The sequence below is a fragment of the Streptomyces sp. NPDC087844 genome (assembly GCF_044742785.1).
Classification (GTDB): domain Bacteria; phylum Actinomycetota; class Actinomycetes; order Streptomycetales; family Streptomycetaceae; genus Streptomyces.
Genome location: NZ_JBIUVD010000012.1, coordinates 60,739 through 76,303, shown reverse-complemented (window position 1 = coordinate 76,303; position 15,565 = coordinate 60,739). Strand labels below are relative to the sequence as shown.

At 70.7% G+C, this 15,565-nt stretch carries 12 protein-coding genes and 1 pseudogene; 6 read left to right on the top strand and 7 right to left on the bottom strand.

Annotated elements, in window-relative coordinates; translation table 11 throughout:
- The first annotated feature begins 130 nt into the window (after positions 1-130).
- Positions 131-1,303, top strand: coding sequence for an acyltransferase family protein (locus ACIOKD_RS23435; RefSeq protein ID WP_402087204.1), 1,173 nt, complete (start codon positions 131-133; stop codon positions 1,301-1,303).
- A gap of 107 nt (positions 1,304-1,410) precedes the next feature.
- Here ACIOKD_RS23435 and ACIOKD_RS23430 read toward each other — a convergent pair whose 3' ends face one another.
- On the bottom strand, positions 1,411-1,878 hold the full coding sequence (locus ACIOKD_RS23430) for an HD domain-containing protein (protein WP_402087201.1): 468 nt from the start codon (positions 1,876-1,878) through the stop codon (positions 1,411-1,413).
- A gap of 80 nt (positions 1,879-1,958) precedes the next feature.
- Positions 1,959-2,255 (bottom strand): FtsX-like permease family protein, encoded by a 297-nt coding sequence (locus ACIOKD_RS23425; RefSeq protein ID WP_402087198.1) that lies wholly within the window; start codon positions 2,253-2,255, stop codon positions 1,959-1,961.
- A gap of 426 nt (positions 2,256-2,681) precedes the next feature.
- Between ACIOKD_RS23425 and ACIOKD_RS23420 the strand changes: the two genes are divergently transcribed.
- Positions 2,682-3,863 (top strand): cation:proton antiporter, encoded by a 1,182-nt coding sequence (locus tag ACIOKD_RS23420; RefSeq protein WP_402087195.1) that lies wholly within the window; start codon positions 2,682-2,684, stop codon positions 3,861-3,863.
- 124 nt (positions 3,864-3,987) lie between these two features.
- Here the strand turns inward: ACIOKD_RS23420 and ACIOKD_RS23415 are convergent, their stop codons facing one another.
- Positions 3,988-5,169, bottom strand: coding sequence for a PP2C family protein-serine/threonine phosphatase (locus ACIOKD_RS23415; RefSeq protein WP_402087192.1), 1,182 nt, complete (start codon positions 5,167-5,169; stop codon positions 3,988-3,990).
- Between the two features lie 186 nt (positions 5,170-5,355).
- Here ACIOKD_RS23415 and ACIOKD_RS23410 point away from each other — a divergent pair.
- Positions 5,356-6,528: pseudogene (locus tag ACIOKD_RS23410) on the top strand (GNAT family N-acetyltransferase); the annotation flags it as partial.
- Here ACIOKD_RS23410 and ACIOKD_RS23405 read toward each other — a convergent pair.
- Together ACIOKD_RS23405 and ACIOKD_RS23400 are read right to left on the bottom strand one after the other, a co-directional pair.
- Positions 6,459-7,388, bottom strand: coding sequence for an Fpg/Nei family DNA glycosylase (locus tag ACIOKD_RS23405; protein WP_402087190.1), 930 nt, complete (start codon positions 7,386-7,388; stop codon positions 6,459-6,461). The pseudogene ACIOKD_RS23410 and the gene ACIOKD_RS23405 sit on opposite strands and share 70 nt — an antisense overlap.
- 173 nt (positions 7,389-7,561) lie before the next feature.
- A complete protein-coding gene (locus ACIOKD_RS23400) occupies positions 7,562-8,047 on the bottom strand; it encodes a ribose-5-phosphate isomerase (RefSeq protein ID WP_402087188.1) in 486 nt (161 codons plus the stop codon).
- A gap of 250 nt (positions 8,048-8,297) precedes the next feature.
- Here ACIOKD_RS23400 and ACIOKD_RS23395 point away from each other — a divergent pair, with 250 nt between their 5' ends.
- Entirely contained in the window at positions 8,298-9,803 is a 1,506-nt protein-coding gene (locus tag ACIOKD_RS23395; protein WP_402087185.1) for an amino acid permease, read from the top strand.
- 114 nt (positions 9,804-9,917) lie between these two features.
- Here ACIOKD_RS23395 and ACIOKD_RS23390 read toward each other — a convergent pair whose 3' ends face one another.
- Positions 9,918-11,750, bottom strand: coding sequence for a protein kinase (locus ACIOKD_RS23390; RefSeq protein WP_402087183.1), 1,833 nt, complete (start codon positions 11,748-11,750; stop codon positions 9,918-9,920).
- 240 nt (positions 11,751-11,990) lie between these two features.
- On the opposite strand from ACIOKD_RS23390, the gene ACIOKD_RS23385 reads away from it, so the two are divergent.
- Entirely contained in the window at positions 11,991-12,779 is a 789-nt protein-coding gene (locus tag ACIOKD_RS23385) for a hypothetical protein (protein ID WP_402087180.1), read from the top strand.
- Positions 12,780-13,035: 256 nt separating this feature from the next.
- Here the strand turns inward: ACIOKD_RS23385 and ACIOKD_RS23380 are convergent, their stop codons facing one another.
- Positions 13,036-13,617, bottom strand: a complete 582-nt coding sequence (locus tag ACIOKD_RS23380; protein ID WP_402087178.1) for a biotin transporter BioY — start codon at positions 13,615-13,617, stop codon at positions 13,036-13,038.
- Between the two features lie 633 nt (positions 13,618-14,250).
- Here ACIOKD_RS23380 and ACIOKD_RS23375 point away from each other — a divergent pair.
- Entirely contained in the window at positions 14,251-15,468 is a 1,218-nt protein-coding gene (locus ACIOKD_RS23375; RefSeq protein WP_402087175.1) for an ROK family protein, read from the top strand.
- Positions 15,469-15,565 lie beyond the last annotated feature (97 nt).

Genomic DNA, 15,565 nt, shown 5'->3' with positions numbered 1-15,565 from the left:
GAATCGACTCAGGGGTTCCACGGAATCCCACAGACAACGCTAGGGTGTTTCAGATGTCCTACGCCGCCTCGTCCCCCGCATGTGCGGCGAGGTCGCGGATCATCTCCCCCGGCTCCTGGTGGGAGGGTCTGTGACGAACTCGCTCCGTCCGCACGGCCAGCAGAGGGCTCCGCTCCCACCGGCACAGTCACCGGCCCCGGGAGTACCGAGCCCGCGACCACCAGGAACGCCGCACGCGAGCACCGCCGCCGGGCCGGACGCCAGACCCGTCAAACAGCGTGACGCGTTCTTCGACAACGCCAAGTACCTCGCCATCGTCTTCGTCGCGATGGGCCACGCCTGGGAACCGCTGACCGACCACAGCCGCGCCGCCGAGGCGCTCTACATGGTCGTCTACACCTTCCACATGCCGGCCTTCATCATCATCTCCGGCTACTTCTCCCGCAGTTTCGACATGCGCCCCGACCGGCTGCGCCGGCTGATCACGGGTGTCGTCGTGCCGTACGTCCTCTTCGAGGTGGCGTACTCGCTCTTCAAGAGGTGGGCCGACGACGATCCGAGCCATCCGATCAGTCTGCTGGACCCCTGGTATCTCACCTGGTTCCTGGTCGCGCTGTTCGTGTGGCGGATGACCGTCCCGCTGTGGAAGGTCGTGCGCTGGCCCGTACCGCTCTCGCTCGCCATCGCCGTCCTCGCCTCCGTCTCCCCCGACATCGGCGACGACCTGGACCTCCAAAGGGTCCTGCAGTTCCTGCCGTTCTTCGTCGTGGGCCTGTTCATGAAGCCCGAGCACTTCCAGCTGATGCGGCGCCGCGAGGTCCGGATCCTGTCGGTGCCGGTCCTCGCGATCACGCTGGCCTTCGCGTACTGGGCGGGGCCGCGGATGAACTCGGCGTGGTTCTACCACCGTGACAGCGCTCAGGAGCTGGGTGCGCCCTGGTGGGCCGGTGTCGTGATGACGCTCGCGATGTTCGGCTGCTCGATGGTGCTCACGTCGTGCTTCTTCGCGTGGGTGCCGCGCCGCAGGACGTGGTTCACGGTCCTCGGCGCGGGCACGCTGTACGGCTACCTGCTGCACGGCTTCCTCGCCAAGGGTTCCCGCTTCTGGGGCTGGTACGACGACTACACCTGGCTGAACCATCCGGTCGGGGAGGTTCTCGTGTCCGTCTTCGCGGCGGCGGTCATCACCGTACTGTGCACACCTGTGGTGCAGCGGGTGTTTCGCTTCGCGATGGAGCCGAAGATGGAGTGGGCGTTTCGGCGGGACGCGACGGAGCTCGCCCGCGAGCGGGCCAAGTCCTGACGGGGCGACCCGAATAGGGCCCTGACGGCCCGCCGGCCTGGGGTATCGACGAACCCGCGGGCCGGACGCGGCCGGCCGCGCAGTTCCCCGCGCCCCTTTCGGGGCGCTCAGGGCTGAACCAGGCCCAGAAGCGCACGCATCGTCTTGTACTTCTCCGTCAGGCGCGTGCGGGTCGGGGTGTCCAGGGTCGCGAGTCTTGCCGGGTCCGTGTTGTGGGCCAGGTCCGACTCCTTCACCAGGAGGGCGCCGGACACGGCCAGGACGCGGGTGGCGTACGCCTGCGGGGACTCGCCCGGCCGCTTGGTGACGGCCAGCACGATGGCCTTCGTACGGGCGGACAGCGCGGCCTCGCGCAGCCAGTCCTCGGAGAGTGCGTCGTCCTCCACGGAGTCGTGCAGCCAGGCGGCGGCGATCTGGTCCTCGTCGCCGCCGCGGGCGCGTACCCCCTCGGCCACCGCCCGCAGATGCTCGGCGTACGGGCGGCCCGCCTTGTCCCGCTGGGCGGCGTGCGCGTTGCGCGCCAGGGCCTCGACCTCGGTGAGGGTCAGCAGCGGGCGGCGCTCGTTGTCGGTCATGTGTCGAGTGTGCCCCGTAGTGCCGCCCTGGCCGGTGCGGTCACCGCCGTCAGGCCGAGGACCACCACGGCCGCCGCGAACTATCCGTACACCAGCGGCGGTACGTACGGTGCCTGGCCCGTCAGGCCGTTCATCGTCATCGGGACGGGGGTGGCCGGCGCGATGGCCGCGCCGAGGGCGATGCCGGCCAGTGCGACGAGCAGCGCCTCCCGGCGGATCATGCGCATCACCTGGCGGCGGGTGGAGCCGATGAGCCGCAGGGTGCCCAGTTCCCGGCGGCGGTCGAGCACGGTCATCCACTCGTTCAGTTCGAGGTCGAGGGACCGGGCGGCGGTGTGGTCGCCACGGGCCAGGACCGCGCCCGTCCTCCCCGACACCTTGGCCAGGCCGTCGACGGTCCCGCCCTTCGTCCACCCCCCGGCGGCGAAGGCGAAGGCGGATCTGTCGCGGGGTCGTCCCGATGGCGCGCAGCAGGGCGAACTCGCGGGCGCGCTGGGCCACCGGCAGCGCCACGGTGCCCATGGCCGTGAGGACGGCGCCCTTTCGTCGTCCGTCGTGTCCCGCTCGTGGTGGCCATCGCCGCCGACGCCTCGACGCTGCGGATCCGGGAGCACTCGGGGCCGTCAGGACGGCCGCCGGGTCCGGGTAGGGAGAACCCCGCCCTTATCGACACCCCTTAATCGTTTGGTAAACTAAGTACTGACGCTTTCTTGACGTTCTCTTGACCCATCTGTGCATTCAGCCGACCATCCCCTCGACCAAGGAGGAACGGGCCCATCGGACACGCAGAGCTCCTGATCGCCATGGGCGGTGCCTTTCTGGCCGCCGCCGTTCTCGCCCGCGCGGGTGCCCGGATCGGGCTTCCCACCATTCCCCTCTTCATCCTGGCCGGGATACTCCTCGGCCCCCACACACCCGGCTTCGTGCTCGTCTCGGACCCGCACGACATGGAGATGCTCTCCGCGCTCGGCCTGGTGCTGCTGCTCTTCTACCTCGGCCTCGAATTCCACCTGGACGACCTCAAGGCGGGCGGGCGCCGCATGGCACTCGCCGGCGGGACCTACCTCGCCCTGAACGTCGGCGCGGGCCTGGGTTTCGGATTCGCCCTCGGCTGGGGTACGTCCGAGGCGCTGGTGCTCGCCGGTGTGCTCGGCATCTCCTCGTCGGCCATCGTCACGAAGGTGCTGGTCGACACGGGACGGCTCGGCAACCCCGAGACCAAGCCGATCCTCGGCATCATCGTCGTCGAGGACATCTTCCTCGCCCTCTATCTGGCGGCCCTCCAGCCGATCCTGTCCGGCGCCGACTCGCTCGGCTCGGCGGTCCTGGACGGCGGCAAGGCCTTCGCCTTCCTGCTGCTGTTGGCGCTCGCCGCGCGCTTCGGTACGCGGATCGTGGGGCGGCTCTTCGACACCAGGGACGACGAGTTGCTCGTCATCTCCTTCCTCGGTGCGGCCGTGTTCATGGCGGGGGTCTCGGAGTGGTTCGGGGTGGCGGACGCGATCGGGGCGTTCATGGTCGGTCTGATGCTCGGCAGCACGACGTCGGGCCCGCGGATCCTCAAGCTGGTGCATCCGCTGCGGGACGCCTTCGGCGCGATGTTCTTCTTCGCGTTCGGACTGTCCATCGACCCGGGGGATCTGCGGACCGTGCTGTGGCCGGTGCTGGCGGCGGTCGCTGTGACACTCGTCATGAACGTGCTGGCGGGGTTGGGGGCGGCGCGTATCTACGGGTTCGGCCCCGGGCCCGCCGCGAACATCTCGACCACGCTGCTCGCTCGGGGGGAGTTCGCGCTGATCCTTGCGACGATGGCCGCGGTGGCGGGGCTCGATGAGCGGCTGTCGCCGTTCATCGCGGGGTATGTGCTGGTGCTGGCCGTGCTGGGGCCGTTGGCCGCGGGGCGGGCGGGGTGGTTGGCTCGGGTCCTGCCTGGGGGGAGGGCCGAGCGGGCCGCTGAGCCACGGGAGCCAGCGCCGGTCGGTTGAGTGCTATTCCTCGGGGGCGCTGCCCCCGAACCCTCCGTTCTCAAACGCCGGACGGGCTGAAAAAAGTAGGGGCGCGGGGAACTGCGCGGCCCGCAGCCGAAGAAGCCCGCATGCGAGCGGCAGTTCAGAGCGTCGCAGGCCCCGTCGTGGCGCCCTCGCGACAGATCAGCAGCAGCGCCCGGTCGTCGTTCACGTCCTTCGCGACCGCTTCGATCAGGTGCCAGGCCGCCCCGTGGAAGCCGCCCGCCACATAGCGGTCGGCTTCCCCGGTCAGCCGGTCGATGCCCTCGACGATGTCCCGCTCGGACGTCTCCACCAGCCCGTCCGTGAACAGCATCAGCACGTCGCCGGGGCGCAGTGACCCCTTGACGGAGTCGAACTGCGCCCCGCCGTACACCCCGAGCAGCGGTCCTTCCGCGACCTTCTCCTCCCAGCGGCCGTTGCCCGCGCTGAGCTGAAGGCCCGGCGGATGTCCGGCGGAGAAGAGTTCGTAGTCACCCGAGTCCAGGTCGAGGACCAGGTGGATCGAGGTGGCGAAGCCCTCGTCCCAGTCCTGTCGGAGCAGATAGCCGTTGGCCGCGGGCAGGAAGGCGTGCGGCGGCAGAGACCCCAGCAGGCCCCCGAACGCGCCGGACAGGAGCAGCGCGCGCGACCCCGCGTCCATGCCCTTGCCGGAGACGTCCGTGAGGACGACCTCCAGGGTGCGCCCGCCGTTCGTGCGGGCCGCGACGACGAAGTCGCCGGAGAACGACTGGCCGCCGGCCGGCCGCAGCGCCATCTCCCGGTGCCAGCCCATCGGCAGCTTCGGCAGCTTGCTCTGCACCCGGATCCGCTCGCGCAGGTCGAACAGCATCGTTCCGCCGCGCCGCCACGGCACCCCGACCCGGCTGCGGAACTGGGCGATCAGCAGCCCGAAGAACCCGCACGCGGCGACCACGAGCACGATTCCGGGCGTCACACGGGACGGACCCTCGGTGTAGGGGCCGAGTCGCACGGACTCCACGATCAGCGCGGTGGCGGCAGCGGCGTAGAGGCTGAGCAGGCTGGAGGGGCGCAGCAGCAGGCCGCCCGCGACGATCGGCAGGACGAGCATCGCCGGCGAGCACCAGACGGAGTTCATGAGTGTGACGAAGGCGATCACGGGAATGGTCATCAGGAGGCCGGCGAGCGCGACCCAGTCCGAACCGTCGCCGCGGAAGTAGTCGACGGCGGATCTGCGCAGCCCTGTGCGGACCCGGTGTACCTGCTTCTTCAACCGGGCCGTGAACGTATCGGCTTCGGCGCGCCGCTCTCGTCCTGCTGCCATTAGTTCGGGACCCTATCCATCGGACCAGGTGCTTGGCACGGGAGGTCCCACTTGTCCCCCGTCCGGGGACGGAAGTCACAGGGAAGCCCGGTCATCGCAGAGCGTACGGCCGGATGAGGACCCGGCACCGCCCGCCCAGGAGAAATCCGGTCGCTCATCCCGGATTGCCCTGATAGGCATAGGGACATGACGACAGACTTGCGCGTGCTGCGCCCGGCCGACTGGGACGCGTGGTACGGGAAACTGGAGCTCGCGTTCGGCGGGGTCGCGGAATCGGCCGAGGAGCGCGCTCTGTGGAGCGACCTCACGGAGCACGACCGTTCCCTCGGGGTCTGGGACGGTGACGAGTGCGTGGGCACGGCCGGCGCCTTCACCTTCCGGCTCACGGTGCCGGGCGGCGCCTCCGTACCGACCGCCGGCGTCACGATGGTGAGCGTCGCCTCGACGCACCGCAGGCGCGGGGTGCTCACCTCGATGATGCGGCGCCAACTGGACGACATACGGTCCTGGGGTGAGCCCCTCGCCGCCCTGACGGCGTCGGAACCGGCCATCTACGGCCGTTTCGGCTACGGCATCGCGACCCAGCAACTGCGTGCCGAGATCGACACGGACCGGGTGCGGCTGTCGGTGCCGGACGGCACGGACGACGTACGGCTGCGGCTGGTGAGGCCGGACGCGCCGGGTGTGCCCGAGGCCTGCGAGGCGGTGTACGCGCGGCACGTGGCGGTCCGGCCCGGGATGCTGGCGCGGCGGCCCGGCTGGGAGCGGCTGGCGCTGCTCGACCCGGAGAGCGACCGCAAGGGCTCCTCGCCCCTGCAGTGCGTGCTCGCGCGGCGGGGCGACGAAGTCGTGGGCTACGCGCGCTACTTCACCAAGCCGGACTGGGACGCGGCCGGGCCGAAGGGCACGATCGAGCTGCGCGATCTGGAGGCGCTGGACCCGGCTGCGTACGCGGCGCTGTGGCGGCACCTCTTCGGTATCGACCTGACCTCGAAGGTGAAGCTCTGGAACAGGCCTCTCGACGACGCCTGGCAGCACCTCGTCTCCGACACCCGGCGGTGCGACCTGGCACCGCGTGACTCGCTTTATCTGCGGCTCGTCGAGGTCGGCGCGGCGCTGGAGGCGCGGACGTACCAGGCGCCGGTGGACGTGGTGTTCGAGGTCGAGGACGCCTTCTGCCCCTGGAACGAGGGGCGTTGGCGGCTGTCCGGCGACTCGAAGGGCGCGTCCTGCGCACGGACCTCCGACACGGCCGACATCGGCCTGTCCGTACGGGACTTGGGGGCGGCCTATCTCGGCGGGATGTCCCTCGCCTCGCTGGCCGCGGCGGGACGGGTGCGGGAACTGCGCCGTGGCGCCCTCGCGGAGGCCTCGCTCGGCTTCGCCTCCGTCGTGGCGCCCTGGCTGCCGCACGGCTTCTGACAGGTGGGGCACCAGAAGAGGTTGCGGGCGGCGAGAGGGGCGGTGCGGATCTCGCCGCCGCAGATGTGGCACGGCATGGTGGCCCTGCGGTACACGTAGACCTCGCCGCCGTGGTCGTCCTTGCGCGGCGGGCGGCCCATCGCCTCCGGCTCGTGCTCCGGCCGGACCGTGTCGATGCGGTTGTTGCGGACCCCCTCGCGCATGAGCGCCACCAGGTCAGCCCACATCGCGTCCCACTCGCCGCGCGTGATGTCCCTGCCGGGCCGGTACGGGTCGACGCCGTGCCGGAAGAGGACCTCCGCGCGGTAGACGTTCCCCACGCCCGCGATGACCTTCTGGTCCATGAGCAGGGCGGCGATCGTCGTACGGCTGCGGGAGACGCGCTCGTACGCGCGGGCCGGCTCGGCGTCCTCGCGCAGCGGGTCGGGGCCCAGGCGGTCGTGTATCGCCTGCTTCTCCGCGTCCGCGATGAGGGTGCAGGTGGTGGGGCCGCGGAGGTCCACGTACGCGGTGTCGTTCCTGAGCCTCAGGCGGACCGTGTCGGTGGGCGGGGGCGCGGGGGCTGCGCCGAAGTTCACCTTGCCGAAGAGGCCGAGGTGGATGTGGATCCAGTCGTCCGTCCCGAAGCGGAGGAAGAGGTGTTTTCCGTGGGCCTCGGCCGCGGTGAGGGCTGTGCCGTCCAGGAGGGCGGCGGCGTCCGCGAACTTGCCCTGGGGGCTGGTCACGTGGGCCTTGCGGCCACCGAATCCGCCGAGGTAGTCCTCGGCCAGCCGGTGGATGGTGTGCCCCTCCGGCACTGGTCCTCCTAGCGGGTTTCTTTCCCCGGCCCCGCCCCTTCCCGAAACTGGGGGCTGCGCCCCCAGGCCCCCCTGTCGCGCCTGCGGCGCTCGTCCTCGAACGCCGGACGGGCTGAATGCTTCAGCCCGTCCGGCGTTCGAGGACGGAGCCCCCAGGCAGTGACGGGAGAGGCCTAGCCCTGCGGGTGGTGGGCCGGGATCGGCGGGAGTTCGCGCGTCGTCTCGTACGCCGACAGCATGTCGATCCGGCGGATGTGCCGCTCATCGCCCGAGAACGGCGTGTTCAGGAAGGTCTCGACGAACTTCGTCGCCTCCTCCTCGGAGTGCATCCGCGCCCCGACAGCGACGACGTTGGCGTCGTTGTGCTGACGCCCGAGCGCCGCGGTCTCCACGCTCCACGCGAGAGCCGCCCGCACCCCCGCGACCTTGTTGGCGGCGATCTGCTCGCCGTTCCCTGACCCGCCGATCACGATGCCCAGACCCTCGGGGTCGGCCGCGGCGCGCTCGGCGGCGCGCAGGCAGAACGGCGGGTAGTCGTCCTGGGCGTCGTAGATGAGGGGCCCGCAGTCGACGGGCTCGTGCCCGGCGGACTTGAGCCACTCGACGAGGTGGTTCTTGAGTTCGAAACCGGCATGGTCGGAGCCGAGGTACACGCGCATGGTCCGAGTGTGACACGGCTGTTTCGGATCGGCCCCGTCGGGGCAGGCGCAGGAAACGCTCCAGGGTGATTGCCGGAAAAGGGCAAGTAAAACTATCGAACCTCAGAGAAACCTCAAGTAACAATTTGGATTCAAAGGTTCACGAATCTATTCACCTGGGATTCACTGGACCGGCTCGCCGAGCCCCGCCACTCCCCATTCCCCCCATTCTCCCCACTCCCCACAGTCCCCGGCGTAAAGGAATCCCCCCATGACCTCGCAGCCGACTCTGTCGAAGGCCGGTAACGGTCCCGAGGACCCAGGAGCCCCCGGAGGGCCCGGAAGCCCCGGAGAACCCGACGGCGGACTCCAGGCAGGGCTCAAGAACCGGCACCTGTCGATGATCGCGATCGGTGGGGTCATCGGCGCCGGCCTCTTCGTCGGCTCCAGCTCCGGTATCGCCACCGCCGGCCCCGGCATCCTGCTCTCGTACGCCCTCGTCGGGACCATGGTCGTCCTCGTGATGCGGATGCTCGGCGAGATGTCCGCCGCGAATCCGACCTCGGGCTCGTTCTCCGCGCACGCCGACCGGGCGCTCGGCCGCTGGGCGGGCTTCTCGATCGGCTGGCTGTACTGGTTCTTCTGGGTCGTCGTGCTCGCGATCGAGGCCACCGCGGGCGCGGTGATCCTGGAGAGCTGGGTCCCGGCCGTGCCGCAGTGGGGCTGGGCGCTCATCGTCATGCTCGTGCTGACCGCGACGAACCTCGGCTCCGTCGGCTCGTACGGCGAGTTCGAGTTCTGGTTCGCCGGGATCAAGGTCGTCGCCATCGGCGCCTTCATCGTCATCGGCGGGCTCGCGGTCTTCGGCGTACTGCCGGGTGCCGACACGGACAGCGCCGGGCTCGGGAACCTCACGGAGCACGGCGGTTTCCTGCCGCACGGACCCGGCTCGATCCTCACCGGCATCCTGCTCGTCGTCTTCTCCTTCATGGGCAGCGAGATCGCCACCCTCGCGGCCGGCGAGTCCGAGAACCCGCAGCGCGCCGTCACCAAATCCACCAACAGCGTCATCTGGCGGATCGGCGTCTTCTACCTCGGCTCGATCTTCGTCGTCGTCACCCTGCTGCCCTGGGACTCCGAGTCCATCCAGAAGGACGGTTCGTACGTCGCCGCCCTGAACTCGCTCGGCATCGCCAACGCCGGCGAGATCATGAAGTTCATCGTGCTGACGTCCGTCCTGTCCTGCCTGAACTCCGGCCTCTACACGGCCTCCCGCATGGCGTTCTCGCTCGGCCGGCGCGGTGACGCGCCCAAGGCCTTCGCCCGCACCACGAGCCGTGGCGTCCCGATGCCCGCGATCCTCGCGTCGGTCGCCTTCGGCTTCGTCGCCGTGTTCTTCAACTACGAGTTCCCCGACTCGGTCTTCCTCTTCCTCGTCAACTCCTCCGGCGCCGTCGCCCTGTTCGTCTGGCTCGTCATCTGTCTCTCGCAGCTGCGCATGCGGAAGATCATCGAGCGCGAGACGCCGGAGAAGCTGGTAGTACGGATGTGGCTGTACCCGTATCTGACGTGGGCGACGATCGCGCTGATCGTCTTCGTCCTCGGCTACATGCTCACCGACACCGAGCACGACGGCCGCCAGACCGTGCTGCTGTCGCTGCTGGTGGCGGCCGTGGTCGTGGGCATCTCGCTGGTACTGGAGAAGGTGCGGCGCGGGAGGAGCCGGGTGCGGGAGGCGTCGGACGCGCCCGGCGCGTCGGACACCGGGCAGGTCTGACGGCTGCCCCCGCGACAACCGCTGTTCCGTACGACGCCTCCGTGGCCCCTTGCCGCGGAGGCGTCGCCGTGTGCGGGTACGGGGGGTGGGGTGTGGGGGGTGTGGGGTGTGGGGTCACAGGGGGGTGAAGCTGTTCTTGACGTTGCCGTAGACGCGCAGTGCCCGCTCCTCGACGTCCGGGTGGTACCAGGTCGTGACCTCGTACGACGTGCCGTCGGCGTCGAAGCCGAGCAGCCGGGCGTGCCAGGGCAGGCCCTTGGCCGTGACCGTGTACTCCCAGACGACCGCCGGCGCCCCCCGGAACGTGGTCTCCTCCAGCCGGATCCGCTGGTAGTCCAGGCCCTTGCTGGTGGTCAGCTCCGCCTTCTCCCACTGTTCCAGCAGATCGCCAAGGGCCGGTGAGGCGTTCGCCAGGATCTCCTGTTTACGGTCCGGTGAGGTGTAGTGGACCTCGGCGCCGCTCTGCACGACCCGTTCCCAGCCGTCGGGCGGCGCCCAGGCGTACATGCCCGCCTCCGTGCGGGAGCCCGCCGGGAGGCTCGGCGGGCGGGCGGTGCCCGCGACGGTGGGGGACGAGGACGGGGACGCCTTGTCCTTGTCGTCGGGTGAGCCGCCGAGCATCGGGACGAGCAGGGCGGCCAGCGCCCCGGCGACGACCACGCCCACGGCGGCGATCAGGCCCTTTCGGCCTTGGAGGACATGGCGGCCGTGGGGCCGGTCTCCGGCGCGGAGTGGTGCGGACGGGACGGCAGGGTCCGGTGGTTCGCCCTGCGGCGTCGGTGACTCCTGCCGCTCCGGCCGGACGCCGGGCGCGTTGAACGCCTGATTGGGTGCCGCGCCCTCGGAGGGGAGTTCGGGGGTGCCCTCGGGTGGGGCTTCCGAGGACGTGTTCTCCACGTCGGGGGGTGGTTCGGGGGTGGGTGCCTCTGGAGCCGGGGTGTGCCCGGTCGGTACGGCGTCCTCCACCGGCGCCTGGGGTGGGATGCGTACGTACAGGGGTGTCGGGCGCTCGACCGGCGGGGGCTCGGCCGGCGGGGGCTCGGGGGCGGCCGGTTCGTCGGGCTCGGGGATCGGCTCCGGCTTCGGCTTCGGGGGTGCGAGCCCTGATTCCGGTGTCGCTTCCGGGGCGGCTTCCTCGTCGTCGGGGACGGTGACCGTGGCCGTGGCCGTGGCCGTGAGCGCCGCCGTCCCCGTGGTGCCGTCCGCGGCCGGGCCGAGGAGCGCGGCCAGTTCCTCCAGCGCGGGGCGGTCCGCGGGGTCCTTCTGGAGCAGGGCCGTGAGCGCGTCCCGCAGCTCCCCCGCCGCGGACGGGATCTCCGGCTCCTCGTACAGCACCGCGTGCAGGGTCGCGAGGGTCGTCGCGCGGGAGAACGGGGACCGGCCGCCCAGTGCCGCGCAGAGGGTGGCGCCCAGCGACCAGAGGTCGGAGGGCGGGCCCTGCGGGCGGCCGGAGACGCGCTCGGGTGCCATGTAGTCGGGGGAGCCGACCAGCATGCCGGCCATCGTGAGCGCTTCCGCGTTCTGGATGGCGGCGATGCCGAAGTCGGTGAGGACGACCCGGCCGGCCCGTCGTTCGATCAGGACGTTGCCCGGTTTGATGTCCCGGTGCAGGACACCGCCCGCGTGCACCTGGTCGAGCGCCGCCACCAGTTCGAGCCCGATACGGGCCGTCGCTCGCGGGCTCAGGGGCCCGTCCTCCGCCACGACCCCTTCGAGGGAGCGGCCGTCGACCAGTTCCATCACGATCCACAGGCGCTCGCCCTCGTCCACGACGTCGTACACGCGCACCACATTGGGATGGTCGATCCGGGCGGTGGCCCTTGCCTCGCGCAAGGTCCGTTCGCGGCGGGTCCTGGCGTCCTCCTGGTCCATGCCGTCTATGCGCATCTCCTTGACGGCGACCTGCCGGTCGAGCGTTTCGTCGGCGGCCCGCCACACCCGCCCCATTCCTCCTTGTCCAATACTCTCGACCAGCCGGTACCGACCTGTGACCAGCAATCCCGGAATACCGCCCCTCGTTATTTCCGGCACCCCCATGCCCCCCTTCAACTCCTGCCACAGAAGAACCGCAAAGAAGCACAATGGCCACAACTTTGCGCCGCACCAGCATAGTGGGGAGAAATCTTGTGGTACCTCTTCAAGTACTGCGAATTCAGGCGCAGTCACGGGGTTACAAGGGGGACGAACATGAGTTCTCGTCGCAGGACGATCGCCACGGGATCGCTGCTCACCGCATCTTTCTCGGCGGTGATGATCTTTTCCTTCTCCGCCGGGGCGGACGATCCGGGACCGATGAGCGACAAGGGGGGAAAGGCCGTTGACAAAGCGCCGGCGGGTGTCGAGCTGACAACCTCGCTGCCCGAGAAGATCAGCGTCGACAACGGTTCCCAGGAGACGGCGATCACTGCCACGGTGAAGAACGGAGGAACAAAGGAGAGCGGCGCAATTCGACTGCTCGTGGTCGGTTTTGACGGCCTCTCGGTCAAGAGCGTCAAGGGATGTTCGGAAATCGCCGAGAAGGATCTACCCGAGGGATCGAACAGCGGCTTCGTCTGCGCCATCGACGGTCTGGCCGCCGGCAAGTCGAAGTCGTACGCCGTGGACGCGACGTTCGATCTGAAGACGGCGGGCAAGATCTGTCTGCCCGTGCAGGACGCCGACGGCAAGAAGACGTTCTGGCAGCAGGGGCCGGTCCCGTTCGGCGCCAACAACCCCTCGCCGAACGCTCCGGCGACGCCTCTCCTGCTCGGCACCGACAACAGCCCCGTCACCCCGGGCGGGGACACCCCCGGTGACGACTCCTCGGGTGACACGTCGGGTGACGAGTCGGGCGACAAGTCCGGTGGCGAGGAGCTGCCCAGGACCGGTCCGGCCGACCGGGTGCTGCCGCTCGGCGCGGCGGGGGCCGCGCTCATCTCCGCGGGAGTGGCGGGTCTGTGGTGGACGCAGCGGCGCGACGGGCGGAGCGAGTCCTGACGGAGTCGTTCTCACGGGAGATGCTGACGGCGGGTGTCAGGTGATCCCGTCAGCAGGACGTCCGCCGGCGAACGGCAGCGCCTCGACCGCGCTTCGACCGCGCTTAAACCGCGCTTCGACCGCGCTTCGACCGCGAAGGACGGGTTCTCGGGGGCGTCGGGGGCTGCACGACCGTGAACGCGCGAAAGGCTCGCCGGGCTGAAGTCGGCGTACGACCCGGCGAACCTTTTGTGCGGGAACTACGGCGTGGCGGCGGTCAGTTCTCGCGCCTGACCAGCTTCCAGGCGGCCGGGAGCACGCCCATCGCCAGGGCGGCCTTGAGTGCGTCGCCGATGAGGAACGGGGTCAGGCCCGCCGCCACGGCCTGGGCCGTCGTCATGTCGGCGACGACAGCCAGGTACGGGACGCCGATCGCGTAGATGATCGCCTCGCCCAGCAGCATCGCACCCGCCATGCGGAGCACCGAGCGGTCGGCGCCGCGGCGGGCGAGGGCGCCCACGGCGGCCGCGGCGAGCAGCATGCCGAGGATGTAGCCGAAGGAGGCGGTGGCACCGGAGGAACCCCCGGCGAACCACGGCAGACCGGCCAGGCCGAGCAGCGCGTACAGGGCGAGGGAGGCAATGCCGCGGCCGGCGCCGAGCGCGGTGCCGACGAGAAGGGCGGCGAAGGTCTGGCCGGTGACCGGGACCGGGGAGCCCGGGACGGGCACCGCGATCTGGGCGGCGAGGCCGGTGAGCGCGGCGCCGCCCGCCACCAGTGCGATGTCCCTGACGCGGGAGGCGGGGAGGAGGTCTGCGAGGACCTGGCGCGGGGTTGTCTGGGCGACGGCGGTGGTCATCGGGGCTCCGGCGAGGGGTGAGGGCGGGGGACGTTTGTGACGCTATCCCAGGGGGGTGGTGCCGATCTCCGTCAGTGGTCGACAAGAGGGCTGCCGGGGGTTGGTGCAGCTCCGACAAAGGGTGGCCTGTACACCCGTGGGGGCGTGATGCTGGTCACTGGGGTGATGTGATCCCGCCGGAGGTTTTTCGCCCCCGCCGCCCCTACCCTCCCCCATCGTCACGCATGGGGGCTGCGCCCCCTCGCCCCCCTTTGTCCTCAAACGCCGGACGGGCTGGAGGTGTCCGCCGGACGGGCTGAAGGCGTTCGCCGGACGGGTTGAAGGTGTTCGCCGGACGGGCTGGGGGTGTCCGCCGGATGGGCTGAAGGTGTTCGCCGGACGGGCTGGGGGTGTCCGCCGGATGGGCTGGAAGTCCTGGCCCGGCGGGGCCGTAGCCCTTACTCTCGACGCATGGTCCCCCAAGCCGAGAACTTCGCGTCGCGTCGCTACGTCGACCTGCGACGCCAGGGCACGGCCACCTGTCGCCGGCGCTGAGGCGAGCGCGGAGGCACCCGCTCGCCGAGACGAGACAGACGTAACACGTCAGATGTCGGACGTCGGCGCAGTGTCGGACCCTCCCCGAGGAAGTTCTCCATGCCCAGCTCCTCCCTAGCCCTCGTACGTCCCGGTGCCGTCGACAGCGACCGGCGCAGGACCAGTGCCAGCGCCGTCCTGCGGTCGGTCCTGGACCACGGCCCGGTGGCCCGCAGCACCGTCGCCCGGCTGACCGGCCTCTCCCCGGCCTCGGTCACCGACCACTGCGCCCGGCTCACCTCGCTCGGCCTGATCCGGGAGGCGCCCGGACCCCGCCGGTCGAACGGGGTCGGCCGCCCCCACGTACCGGTCGACCTGGACGGCTCCCGGTTCGTCGTGGGCGGCGTACACGTGGCGGTGCCGTACACCACGGTCGCCCTGCTGGACCTGCGCGGCCGGGTCGTCGCCGAGCGCCGGCTGAGTCATGACGGTGTCGCCGCCGAACCGGCCCGGGTGCTCGCGAACGCCGCCGCCGGGCTGCGGGCCCTGCTGACGGACGCCCGCGGCCGTATCCCCCTCGCCGTGGGCATCGCGGCCGGCGGCTGGGTGGACCGGGACTCCGGGACCATCGTGGAACACCCGCTCCTCGGCTGGCGCGACATCCCCGTACGGGAGGTGATCCGCGCGCAGACCGGTCTGCCGGTCCATGTGGACGGCCACGCGCGGGCGCTGGTCAACGGGGAGCGGCTGTTCGGAGCGGTGGCGCGCGAGGGCCTGAGCGTGCTGCATCTCTTCGCGGGCAACGTCGTGGACGCCGCGTTCGCCACCCACGACGAGGTCCATCACGGTCCCCGTTCCCAGGCGGGATCGATCGCCCATCTGCCGCTCGCGGGCGGCACGGAGCGCTGCGACTGCGGCCGGACCGGCTGCCTGCAGGCGGAGTTGAGCGAGCGGACCCTGTGCCGGCGGGCACGGGAGGCGGGGGTCGTCCGTACCTCGAACCCCATGCACGTGCTGGCCGCCGCGGCGGGCGGCGACGCGAACGCCGTACGTCTGCTGCTGCACCGCTCGCGGATGACCGGGCGGGCCGTGGGGCTGCTGATCGACGTGCTCAACCCGGACACGGTCGTCGTCACCGAGGTGGGCGCCATCCACCGGGAGGACTGCCTCGCCGCGCTGCGCGCGGAGGTCGGGTCCGACCGGGCGGCGGCCGTCGCGCCGACCAGTTTCCCGGATTCGGTGCTGGCCGTCGCGGGCGGCTCGGTGGCCCTGGACGTGCTCTACCGCGATCCGCTCGGCATGTCGCCGGGCAGGCTCCGGGCGTCCTCGGCCTCTTGAGCCTTCTGAGCTTCTTCGGCCTCCTCACCGGGGCCTATTTAATTCAGAAAATCCGAATGTTGACAGGCGTGTCACCAGGCCAGGAGCATCGTGTCCA